The sequence below is a fragment of the Lysinibacillus capsici genome (genome assembly GCF_003367505.1).
GTDB lineage: Bacteria > Bacillota > Bacilli > Bacillales_A > Planococcaceae > Lysinibacillus > Lysinibacillus capsici.
Genome location: NZ_PXXX01000020.1, coordinates 18,741 through 31,106 on the forward strand (window position 1 = coordinate 18,741; position 12,366 = coordinate 31,106).

The following is a 12,366-nucleotide window of genomic DNA, read 5'->3' on the forward strand; positions in this document are numbered from 1 at the left end:
ATCGGCTAAATATAGCAAATATCTAATATAAAAAAGTCCTAAACAGACCTACTAAATTATAGTTTATACGCAATAAATTGATTAAATTACTAAAAAATTAATTGAAATTGTATATTTTTCCGTTTTTATAGTAATAATTCCTAATATCAGGCAGCTAGTCCTGAGTTATTAATTTGCAAACTTATGGTTGCTTACATAATAGAGCTTTTAACTCTAGTGTGCTAGCAACAGATTTGCAACAAATAATAAAATGATGGAGGTATTACTAAACATGAAGAAAAGAGCATTAGCTTTAGCGGTAGTATTGACATTTGGTGTGAGTCTCTATGCTAGTCCTTCCTTTGCTAAGGACAAGTCGCCAGGCAATATACTATGGGCACTCCCGCAAATTTATAATTTAACAGTAGGTGAGTTCCAGCAATTAAATGAAAAGGATTCATTATGGTTTTACCCAGAGCAAGACTTAGTGAAAGACACGTCAAAAGCAGAAGAACCATCGGGGGATGAATATGTCATCAAAGGTGGGGATACTTTATTTTCAATAGCTCGTATTAATAATGTAACTGTAGATGATTTGAAGAAATGGAATCACCTTGCGTCAGATTTGATTTTAGCTGGTGAATCGATAGCTATTAAAGCTTCAGCTGCAAAACCAAAACCAAAAACTTCCGAGGGGATTGCAACAGCTACTAAGCCTGCTGCACCAGCCAAAACAAAACCAGCAAGTGCTCCAGCAACTGTCTCTGGTAAAACATTAACAATGCGTGCTACTGCCTATACAGCCTATTGTGAAGGCTGTTCAGGAATTACAGCAAATGGAACAGATATAAGGTCTAATCCTAATTTAAAGGTAATCGCTGTAGATCCACGGGTTATTCCACTCGGTACGAAGGTTTGGGTGGAAGGTTATGGTGAAGCAATTGCTGCTGATACAGGGGGAGCTATTAAAGGAAATAAAATCGATGTATTTATTCCTACTGAAGGACAAGCACTTCAGTGGGGTGTCAAAACAGTAACGGTAAAAATCTTAAATTAATTATTGAAGGGGTTTCTCGAACTTTGAGAAATCCCTTTTATTTTGGTTGAGTTTCCTATTCAAGCTCAAATGAAATAGGAGCCATTATAGAATCGTAAATGATTAATTGTGCATAAGTACTGAAGAAATTGGAAATCATCAGAAAGAGAGGAGGTATTTTTATGAAAAAAATAAGCTTAATGAGTCTTTCTTTACTAATTTTTGTTGCGGGTTGCAGTTTTTTTGATAAGAAAGAGGAGAAAGTAGCTGTCAATGCATCTACCCCTTTAACAGCTACTGCAAAAGTAATTGGTGCAAATAATGAAAGCTATGGCAATGCATATCTTCAAGAGGAAGATAATGGGGTTATGATGACGCTCGCATTAACAGGCTTACCACCAGGCACACATGGTATCCATATTCATGAAGTAGGAAAGTGTGAACCACCTAAATTTGAATCAGCTGGTGCCCACTTTAATCCAACAAACAAGGAACATGGTAAATTAAATCCTAATGGTTATCATTTAGGGGACTTACCAAATTTGGAAATTGGTGAAGATGGCAATGTGGATCTTAATTTTTTAGCTGAGGGGTTAACTTTACAAAAAGATCAACCAAATTCGCTATTAGATAGTGATGGAAGTGCTATTGTCATTCATGAATCAGCGGATGATTATAAAACAGATCCTGCTGGTAATTCAGGAGCTAGAATAGCCTGTGGAGCCATTCAATAGAATAAAATGCATGACTGTATCTGTTTATTTCAGATGCAGTTTTTTTATATTCTATTCATTATTTATACAGTTAGAATGTTTAGTTTATTTTTTTAGAAAAGTAAATTAGGAGTTTATTTCAAATATAAAAGGGGTAATTAAATAAAGCTATAGTAATGTAAATTAATGGATTTAAAGTAGTTTTGTATAATTATAAAAGTCTGAATTTACTATAAACTAATTGACATTATTATACTAAGTTTGATAATTTTAAATAGATTCTTAAAAATAACCAAAGGGGGAAGGTTACTATGAGGAAGAAACAATTTAATTTATTAATGCTATTAAGTATCCTTGCGCTTATGATTTTAGCTGCATGTGGATCAGATAGTGGAAGTGGTTCGAAGGACACTGGAGATGACTCCGAATCAACTGAAAAACCTAAGTTTTTAAGTTTACTAACAGGTGGCACACAAGGTACTTACTATGCTCTTGGAGGTACATTCGCTGATTTAATAACTACTGATACAGGCATTAAAACAACTGCTGAAGTATCTCAGGCATCTGCTGCCAATATGACTGCTTTACAAGAAGGAAAAGGTGAAATTGCATTTGTTCAAACAGATATTGCTTATTATGCTACTGAAGGTAAGCTGATGTTTGATGGCAATAAAATTGATACAATTTCAGCTTTAGGTGCGCTTTATCCAGAAACGGTTCAACTCGTTACAACTGAAGCTTCGGGTATTAAAACGTATGCAGATTTAAAAGGTAAAAAAGTATCAGTGGGTGCTCCAGGCTCGGGTACTTACGCAAATGCTGAACAATTACTTGAAATCAATGGCTTAACGATGGATGATATCAAGGCACAAAACCTTGATTTTGGTGAATCAACAGATGGTCTTCAATCAGGTCAAATTGATGCAGCATTTATTACAGCAGGTACGCCAACAGGTGCTGTTGAAGCATTAAATGCTACAACGAAAGTGAATATTATCGGTTTAGATGCGGGTAAAGCAGATGAAATAATTGCTAAATACCCTTACTATGCAAAAGACACAGTAAAAGCTGGTACTTATGGTATTGCAAACGATGTGGAGACAGTTTCAGTTCTAGCTATGCTAGCGGTGAAAAAGGATCTTCCGGAAGATGTTGTTTATTCAATGACAAAAGCTATTTATGATAACACGGGTAAAATCTCCCATGCAAAAGGGGAATTCATAAAAGCAGAAACAGGTTTAGATGGTATTAGTATTGACATTCATCCAGGTGCACAAAAATACTTTAATGAAAAGAAATAGTGTGAATAGTGCTTGAAACTTTCTAAAAAATACGAAGGGGCTCGTTGCATAAAGCTTCGAGTCTCTTTCTTACTGTAGGATATAGGTTTAGGCGAATAGCTTTTAAAGTGGGGGAATAGGTCGAATGCAACAGAGAAAATTCATCATAACAGTTCTTTTAAGTATCTGTATATGTATTGTCATATTTCTTCCTCTTCAAAAGGTGTTCACCTTTACAGAGACGCGTATAGCCCATCCTGAAGTGCACTACATACCCATTTCAGTTGAGCAAACCTTTCAAATAAGATACACCCACTCCATACATAAGTCAGATGTATTGGAATCCTATCAATATATAAAAGGTAATCGTATTGAAATGCTTGAAATGGAATATGAAGACTTAGCTATTGGCATGCCAAGCTATGCAGAGGAACATCAAACACTTATTCAACGGAACGGTAAATATGTTCTCCAATTTAACAATAGTGCCATACTTGATAATTTTACGATCTATATAGGTGATTTAGATTTAGATCTGGTATTCAATTATGCAGATGAAGAATATGATTTAAAAAAAGATTTACAGAGGGGTAAATCCTATTTATTTGAAATTAAGCGATTGTCACTTTACGAACAGTGGAAAGGAGTAAGGATGAAATGACAACACAGGAAAAATCAAGGAAAGAAGAAAAAGTAGAAGAATTTGAGCAAATCTCTGCTGAAGAGCAACAAGCCATACTTGAAAAATATGATATAGAATCCAATGTAAGAACAATCTCAGGTGTAATGAAGCATGTTATTTTCTTTGGCCTTTTAGCATTTTCGCTATTCCAACTTTACACAGCTATTTTTGGGCAATTTCCTGCTCAAATTCAACGTACCATCCACTTAGGCTTTGGTTTAACATTAATTTTCTTATTATTCCCAGCAAGAAAAAAAGCACCTAAGCATAAAATAGCCTGGTTTGATTATATTTTAGCATTACTAGCTATTGCAGTAGGTTCATATTGGTCTATGAACTATACAGAACTTGTGAATCGCAATGGCTCCATTACGCAGGTAGACTTTATTGTTGGGCTAATAGCTGTTGTACTAGTACTTGAGGCTGCTCGACGTGCTGTAGGGTTGCCTATTACAATTATTGCAATCGCTTTCTTGATTTACGCTTACTATGGCCCGTATTTCCCGGCATTTATGGCACATAGAGGACAGGATTTGGAGAGTATCGTCAACCTCATGTACTTTACAACTGATGGGATATTCGGCACGCCAATTAGTGTATCAGCCACATTTATTTTTGTATTTTTACTATTCGGGGCATTTCTTGTGAAAACAGGGGTTGGCCAGTATTTTAACGATCTAGCAGTTGCACTAGCTGGAAAATTAATTGGCGGTCCTGCGAAGGTAGCTGTATTCTCAAGTGCACTTCAAGGTACAATTTCTGGAAGCTCTGTAGCTAACGTAGTAACGTCCGGCTCTTATACAATTCCAATGATGAAAAAACTAGGCTATCGAAAAGAGTTTGCTGGTGCAGTGGAAGCAGCTGCATCGACAGGTGGTCAACTTATGCCACCGATTATGGGTGCTGCTGCCTTCCTAATGGTTGAATTTATTGGTCGAGGGATTACGTATTGGGATATAGCAAAAGCGGCAGCTATTCCGGCTCTTTTATATTTTACAGGTATTTGGATTATGACACATTTCGAAGCAAAAAGAGTTGGTCTAAAAGGTCTGCGAGACGATCAAATGCCAAATCGTCAAGAGGTATTTAAGAAGATTTACCTTCTCTTACCGATTGTGGCGATTATCATATTAATGTTAACGGGTACACCAGTTATGCATGCGGCATTATATGGAATTATTATATCAATTGGTGTGGCTATGTTTAATAAAGAAACGCGTCTTAAACCAAAAGATGTGATTGATGCATTGGTGGAAGGTGCTCGAACTGCATTAGGTGTAGTTGCAGCTACTGCTTGTGCTGGGATTATTGTGGGTGTCGTTGTAAAAACAGGATTAGGTTTAAGTTTAGCAAATAGCTTAGTAGCTTTAGCTGGTGGTAGTATCATTTTGACACTTATTTTTGTTATGATAGCTTCGCTTATTCTTGGGATGGGTGCACCAACAACAGCAAACTATGTGATAACATCGACAATTGCTGCACCAGCAATTGTGGCTTTATTATCTCCAAATACACCACAAGAATTAGTGCCAGTAGTTGTATTACTATCTGCTCATTTCTTTGTGTTCTATTTCGGTATTATTGCTGATATTACACCACCTGTAGCACTGGCGGCGTTTGCGGCATCAGGTATTTCTGGTGGTGACCCTATCAAAACGGGTGTGAATTCAGCGAAACTTGCGATTGCGGCATTTATTATACCGTATATGATTGTTTTCTCTCCAGCATTATTAATGATTGATACAACCATTCCGCAAATTATTTGGGTAGTATTCACTGCTATCACTGGAATGGTGGCAATTGGTGCTGGTGTGATCGGCTACTGGTATCGTAAACTTTTCTGGTATGAAAGAATTATTATGATTGCTGCAGGGCTATTACTTATCTATCCTGAAAAATTCTCGGATTGGACTGGTTTAGGAATATTTATTGTGATGTTTGTGATCCAATTTTTGTCCCATAAAAAAGGAAATCATCACGATAATACGAAGGACAAAATGGGAGCTTCAGTATCTTAAATACTTGAATTGCATATAAATCTGCTCAATTAATAACTGGCTAAATATTAGTACAGATGTTAATGAGCAGCTTTTTGTTTTTTAAAGGTAAAATTTTTTAGTAATCATAAGAATCAATGGTATTTTTAATCTGATTTTGAGATAGGTTTTATAGTTATAATGCATAATGTATATAATTTATTGCAATTTACTAAAAATCTATTGTATAATCCTTTTATCAGAAAATTCAATTAATAAGGAGTGGTACAATGGGGAAGTTGTTAAATTCAAAGTTTGAAACGTATTTAATGGATCAAGAATTCGATTTACGTGAAGAAGAAGAGAAAAATGAGGAGCAAATGGTGAATATTCAGTATGAAGAGTATCCAGAAGGGTTTTTTACAAGTTTATAATGAAAATTTGATGGGCTATGTTGAAAGTATACTAACTTTTAGCATAGCCCATTGTATATTATACCTCTATTGATAAATGGCTTTTCCAGTGCATATGAATGTAATATATGATTAAAATAAGTGTATTAGGTCTGAAGACATATGTACTTTTCTGAAAAAAATTCATGTATAATGGGAAACAAAAATGCGTATAGAGGTGTAGTTATGTCGAAAGCTTTAACAGTAGAAGAAACGATTTATCAATGGTTTGATCATTTTCATCAATATCCCGAAGTAAGTTGGAAAGAGTTTGAGACTACTAAAAAAATTGCTTCCATACTGGATGAATTGCATGTTAGTTATCGTTTATTAGGTGATATACCAGGATTAATAGCTGAAATTGGGACTGGTAATGAAATTGTTGCAGTACGTGCTGATATTGATGCCTTATGGCAAGAAGTTGATGGGAAGTGGCAAGCAAATCATTCGTGTGGACATGATGCGAATATCTCCATGGTTCTTGGTGCATTATTACTACTGAAAGATCGCACCTTACAACATCGTATTCGTTTCATCTTCCAACCTGCTGAAGAACTAGGAAATGGCGCATGTGCAACGTTTGATAGAGGCGCGGTTGATGGAGTATCACATTTATTTGGTGTTCATTTAAGACCAATAGAAGAATTACCACTTGGCAAAGTTTCGCCTGCGATTCATCATGGCGCTGCTTATTTTTTAGAGGGATCTATTCAAGGAATAGATGCACATGGTGCTAGACCACATCAAGGTAAAAATGCCATTGATGTTATTATGGCCGTGCAACAAATGCTACACAGCATTCATTTATCACCATTTGAACCACATTCTGCTAAGTTAACAAAAATCATTGCGGATGGTGGTAGTACAAATATTATTCCAGGTAATGCTAGTTTCTCAATGGATGTTCGCGCACAGCATAATCAACAACTTGAATTGCTGCGCAGTAAAATTGAATCTGGCCTGAAATCAATACAGCAACAATTTGAAATTGATATGAGTTGGAAGTGGATAGATTTCACACCAGGTGCTGAAGTTTCTCCAACTGCTGCGAACATGGCAAAGAATGCCATCATTGAGGCTTTGGGAGAAGGGCATTTAGCAGATGAAATAACTACACCAGGTAGTGACGATTTCCATTTCTATACAGTTAAAAAGCCGGAATTAAAAGCGGCAATGATTGGAATTGGTGCAAATTTAACACCAGGATTACACCACCCTAAAATGACATTTGATCGTAGTGCCTTAATTGATGCTGCGAAAGTACTTGCATGTGTATTAGAAAAAAAGCCTGAATAAAAAAATTAAAAGCTATATGAAAAAATGTAACTTTTTTTTCATATAGCTTTTTTGCATGAACATTTTTAATGATGCATGGATATTCAAGGGTTTGCATTGTTTTTTATTGCTACTTGAAAGCGTTTTATTACGCTAAAATAAAGGGATTTGCTAGGGAAGCATAAATTTTTTGCGTTGACTTTTAATTTTTTGAATATTAAGCTAAAAAACGTAAAAAATTATTTGCGTCTTGAAAAAACCGAAAAGGGATTTGGTGCAAAAAAAGGGGATGGAAAAATGAAAAAGGATATTAATGCGGGCTGGGCACTACTAACTTTTGCAATTATGATTATTACTATGTTGATTACAGTAGTTGTTTTAGAGCAAAGTCCTCACGTACCTCTTCTTGTTGGCACAACTGTTGCAGCAATTGTTGCCAAAATGCATGGATATAAATGGGCAGAAATTGAAGAGATGATGTATAAAGGGATACGTCTGGCATTACCTGCCATTGTTATTATTATTTTAGTAGGTTTGACAATTGGGGCATGGATTGGCGGCGGTGTCGTAGCAACAATGATTTTCTACGGTCTAAAGTTAATTTCTCCAGCGTGGTTCCTTGTGACAATCATGTTGTTATGTTCAATTGTGTCATTAGCTATTGGTAGTTCATGGTCTACAATGGCTACAATTGGTGTCGCGGGTATGGGTATTGGTTTAAGTATGGGTATTCCAGCGGCAATGATTGCTGGTGCTGTTATTTCGGGTTCATACTTTGGAGATAAGATGTCACCATTATCAGATACAACAAATCTAGCAGCAGGATTAACTGGTACAGATCTGTTTGCACATATTAAGCATATGCTTTATACAACGATTCCAGCGTTGATTATTTCACTTGTTGTTTTTGGATTCATGGGTAGAAAATTTGCAGAAGTTTCAATGCAATCTGAAGAAATATTAACAACTTTAAAAGTGATGGAAGAAAGCTTCGTTATTTCTCCTTTACTATTACTTGTTCCTGTGGGAGTTATTGTATTAGTAGCTAAGAAAGTACCAGCAATTCCAGCTTTAATTATAGGGATTGTTTCAGGTTTCTTACTACAGATTTTTGTACAAGGTGGTTCAGCTGCAAGTGCTGTACAAGCATTACAGGCAGGCTTTGAAATCTCAACAGGTAATCACATGGTGGATGATTTATTTAACCGTGGTGGTCTAGACTCGATGATGAATACGGTTTCAATGACGATTGTAGCGATGACATTTGGTGGTATTTTAGAGTATTCAGGAATGTTAAAGGCATTGATGAATGTAATTGTGAAGTTTGCTAAATCTACAGGAAGTCTTATTGCTTCAACGATTGCAGCTTGTGTAACAACCAACGCAACATGTTCTGAGCAATATATCTCAATTGTTGTTCCTTCACGTATGTTCGCGGGTGTCTATCAACAACGTGGTTTACATTCTAAAAACCTCTCTCGTGCATTAGAGGATGGGGGAACATTAACATCTGTTTTCTTCCCTTGGAATACTTGTGGTGTGTTTATTTTAGCTACTTTAGGTGTAAGTGCAATGGAATATGCACCTTATGCAATTCTTAACTTTACTGTACCGATTATTTCTATTATCTATGGATATATTGGATTTGCTATTGTTAAATTAACGCCAGAAGAAATAGCAGAAGCTGAGAAGCGTAAAAAGGCGCAAGAAGCTGAAAATACGGATAATTTGGTAATGGTTGACTAAAATAAAAATTCTCGTAGATTCATGTGTATCTACGAGAATTCTTTTATGAGGCAGTTTAGTAAGTTGCAAAATTCAATTGATAAATTTTACGAGGACGTCCTTGTTGATGGGTCATTTCTTCACCAACAATATTTACATAGCCATTATCAACTAATTTTTTAATAATACGCTCTGTAGTACGTCGTGTTACTTGGAGGTATTCAGAAAGATTTTGAGATGTAAATTGAGCTGACTGTCGTTCGTTACTAAAATTGATTATTTTAGAAATATTTAATGGACTTAAACTTGTAAGCTTAGCCATTTGTAAAACATAAGGATCATCGGTTTTTAAAGAAATTTTACCTTCTGTATTAGGGAAAGGCCCTAATAAGTTTTTATGTTCATCAAGAATATAAATCTCAAAAGGTTTAGTAAATGTTAAAGCATGCTGAGCATTTTGTGTGGCCTCCAAAATGGAATAGCCATAGCCAAATGCTAGCTTAAAAGGTTGTTCAACTTGCTGTATGAGCTGCTCTAAGTTTTCCTTTTCGAGAGCATTTTGAAGATGTCCAGCAGTTGTGTATAGCTCAAAGGAATGCGTTGAAATTTGCTTAAAAGTTGAAAAGGTAGCTTTCGCAATTTGACTTAAAACAGTTGATTCAATGGAAGTATTTTTAGGGATTTCTAAGAGACCCACTACAGCCTTGAAAGCTTCTGACTTGGTTAATAGTGATTTTGATTTTGTTTCTTCAAGGCATTGAATAATAGATTTTGTAGCATCTAACATACGCATTGACGGTATTTGAAGTGCTTGTAATTCATCAAATACACTATGAATACTGGTAATGACAAAATCAATACTTTTTGAATTCCACAGGGCGATATGGCGTTTTAAAATATTCTCAGTTGGCTCAGTAATCGAAATATGCTGAACATGTGGCTTTTGACCATGAAATTCTATTTCTGCTAAAACATTATCAACGAATGCAGGATTCATTACATCAATGGATATCCTGTCGATAGCTACAGCATGTTTGGCTACTAATGATAATAATGTTGTAGAAATGGTTGTTTCATCTTGCTTAATATAATTCCAAGGTATTGGAACTTCTGAAAGTAATGATTGAGTGTGTAGATAAGGTAACGTTCCTCCGAATAATATTGCATCACATGGTTTTATTTGCTTCATTAAAGTAGGCGCTTCAGAGGGGTGGCTGTAAAGATAAAATTCTAATTGAATATCGGTTATGTTTTGTGCGATACTAATAATACGTTTCATAAATGCTTTTGAACATATAATCGCTATTTTGGTAGACATGGACATCACTCCTTTTCTATTTTTTTAAACATTTAGCGACGTATTAGCGACAACTTTAACGACGGAGGAGACTGATTAAGATGAAAATTAAACAAGTAGAAATTTTTGCTATACATTTACCGCTAATTGATCCATTCATCATTAGTTATGCTACATATGATACAATGCCTTCCATTATTTTAAAAGTAACTACCGATACAGGTGTGGTAGGGTATGGTGAAGCTGTTCCTGATGAACATGTAACAGGTGAATCATGGGAAAGTACATATGCTGTACTAAAACATCAGCTTGTCCCAGCTATTATTGGGGAAAGTCCAATGGCCTTTGAAAAACTACACGATAAAATGAATAAAGTTGTGAAAGATGTACCAGCAGCAAAAGCAGCGATCGATATTGCTTGCTTCGATATTGCTGGAAAAGCCTTAGGGGTGCCTGTATACCAACTTTTAGGTGGACGTTATCATGAAAAATTCCCAATCACACATGTACTAAGCATTGGAACACCTGAAGCAATGGCAGAAGAGGCAGCTAATCGAGTAGAATTGGGCTATCGCTCTTTTAAAATGAAGGTAGGTACAGAGGTACTTCGTGATGTAGCCCGTATAAAAGCGGTACGTGAGCGAGTAGGCGAAGACATTGCTATTCGAGTGGATGTAAATCAAGGTTGGGGTAATGCAGCCACTACTTTACAAGGTTTACGTGCTATGAAAGATTTAAATATCGATTGGCTAGAGCAACCTGTCGATAGCGAAGACATTGATGGAATGGTGGAAATTAAATCAAAGTCTGATGTAACATTAATGATTGATGAAGGACTACGAGGCGTACGTGAAATGCGTGAAATTATAGCCAAGCGTGCAGCAGATAAAGTAAATATTAAATTAATGAAGTGTGGTGGCATCTATCCTGCTATGAAGCTTGCTGTTATGGCGGAAATGGCAGGAATTGAATGTCAAGTTGGTTCCATGGTAGAGTCGTCAGTTGGTTCTGCTGCAGGCTTCCATGTAGCATTTTCTAAGAAGATTATGACTAGTGTAGAACTAACGGGTCCATTAAAATTCTCAAAGGATGTTGGGAACTTACATTATGATGTGCCATTTATTTGCTTAAATGAAAAACCCGGATTAGGGGTAGATGTAGATGAAGCTGTCATCCAGGAATTATGTAAGTTTTCAACTGTTGTCACAGCCTAAGGAGGCGTAATATGGAAATTATCTATGATGGTATGCTTGGTGAGACACCGTTTTTTGTTATAAAATTAACACTCCAACATTTACAACAAATTGAAGAGCTACAAGTTGAGGTTTATGAAGCTTTAGCAGACCAAAGTATCCTCCAACCCTTAAGCACAGAGGAATTTGAGTATATTTTAAATGGTCATGGAATGATGATAGGTGCTTATGTAGGGGAAGAATTAATCGCCTTTCGTGCACTGTTAAACCCGCCAATTGATGAAGAACACCTTGGCTATGATTGTGGGATTGCAGAAAACGAATTTCAACGTGTTTTATATCAGGAAATATCGAATGTTTCACCAAAATATCGAGGTTACGGATTACAGAAGACATTAGCTACAGTAGTGATGGAAAATATCGATTTAGAAAAATACGATTATGTTTGCTCCACTGTAAAGCCATATAATATTCCGAGCTTAAAGGATAAATTCTCGCAAGACCTCGTTATTAAAGGATTAAAAATTAAATATGTAGATAAGCTTCGTTATATTTTTTATAAAGACTTACGACAAGAGATGTCCCCGAACTTTACTGAAAAACAAGTGATATCGATGGGAGACACAACTGCGCAACAGCAACTTTTAAAACAAGGTTTCCTTGGCACGTCTATGTTTGAAGAAAACAACGATTGGTTTGTAGTATACGAAAAATAAAGCACAAAGCCTTACCTTTCACATGAATTTGTGGAGGGTAAG

General features: G+C 35.9%; 11 protein-coding genes. 10 read left to right on the forward strand and 1 reads right to left on the reverse strand.

Features of this window, described 5'->3' with window-relative positions; translation table 11 throughout:
- The first annotated feature begins 271 nt into the window (after positions 1-271).
- From C7B89_RS18560 to nhaC, 8 genes are all read left to right on the forward strand, one after another.
- Complete coding sequence (locus C7B89_RS18560; protein WP_054549058.1) at positions 272-1,036, forward strand: 3D domain-containing protein; 765 nt, start codon at positions 272-274, stop codon at positions 1,034-1,036.
- A 161-nt stretch (positions 1,037-1,197) separates the two neighbouring features.
- On the forward strand, positions 1,198-1,749 hold the full coding sequence (locus C7B89_RS18565; protein ID WP_054549059.1) for a superoxide dismutase family protein: 552 nt from the start codon (positions 1,198-1,200) through the stop codon (positions 1,747-1,749).
- A gap of 290 nt (positions 1,750-2,039) precedes the next feature.
- On the forward strand, positions 2,040-3,029 hold the full coding sequence (locus tag C7B89_RS18570) for a TAXI family TRAP transporter solute-binding subunit (protein ID WP_048393251.1): 990 nt from the start codon (positions 2,040-2,042) through the stop codon (positions 3,027-3,029).
- Between the two features lie 124 nt (positions 3,030-3,153).
- The gene (locus C7B89_RS18575; protein WP_054549060.1) at positions 3,154-3,669 is read left to right on the forward strand and encodes a DUF1850 domain-containing protein; all 516 of its coding nucleotides are present in this window, start codon (positions 3,154-3,156) and stop codon (positions 3,667-3,669) included.
- On the forward strand, positions 3,666-5,708 hold the full coding sequence (locus C7B89_RS18580) for a TRAP transporter permease (protein WP_115674293.1): 2,043 nt from the start codon (positions 3,666-3,668) through the stop codon (positions 5,706-5,708). Before C7B89_RS18575 ends, C7B89_RS18580 begins: the two co-directional genes overlap by 4 nt.
- A 248-nt stretch (positions 5,709-5,956) precedes the next feature.
- On the forward strand, positions 5,957-6,100 hold the full coding sequence (locus C7B89_RS23120) for a hypothetical protein (RefSeq protein ID WP_167444843.1): 144 nt from the start codon (positions 5,957-5,959) through the stop codon (positions 6,098-6,100).
- A 204-nt stretch (positions 6,101-6,304) separates the two neighbouring features.
- Entirely contained in the window at positions 6,305-7,414 is a 1,110-nt protein-coding gene (locus C7B89_RS18585; RefSeq protein ID WP_054549062.1) for an amidohydrolase, read from the forward strand.
- Between the two features lie 276 nt (positions 7,415-7,690).
- Entirely contained in the window at positions 7,691-9,139 is a 1,449-nt protein-coding gene (gene nhaC, locus C7B89_RS18590) for a Na+/H+ antiporter NhaC (RefSeq protein ID WP_048393453.1), read from the forward strand.
- Positions 9,140-9,194: 55 nt separating this feature from the next.
- Here nhaC and C7B89_RS18595 read toward each other — a convergent pair whose 3' ends face one another.
- Positions 9,195-10,436: a helix-turn-helix domain-containing protein gene (locus tag C7B89_RS18595; RefSeq protein ID WP_048393260.1), complete on the reverse strand. Its 1,242-nt coding sequence runs from the start codon at positions 10,434-10,436 to the stop codon at positions 9,195-9,197.
- A gap of 80 nt (positions 10,437-10,516) precedes the next feature.
- Here C7B89_RS18595 and C7B89_RS18600 point away from each other — a divergent pair, with 80 nt between their 5' ends.
- Together C7B89_RS18600 and C7B89_RS18605 are read left to right on the forward strand one after the other, a co-directional pair.
- The gene (locus C7B89_RS18600) at positions 10,517-11,629 is read left to right on the forward strand and encodes a mandelate racemase/muconate lactonizing enzyme family protein (protein WP_054549063.1); all 1,113 of its coding nucleotides are present in this window, start codon (positions 10,517-10,519) and stop codon (positions 11,627-11,629) included.
- Positions 11,630-11,640: 11 nt separating this feature from the next.
- A complete protein-coding gene (locus tag C7B89_RS18605) occupies positions 11,641-12,324 on the forward strand; it encodes a hypothetical protein (protein WP_004229769.1) in 684 nt (227 codons plus the stop codon).
- The last annotated feature ends 42 nt before the right edge of the window (positions 12,325-12,366 follow it).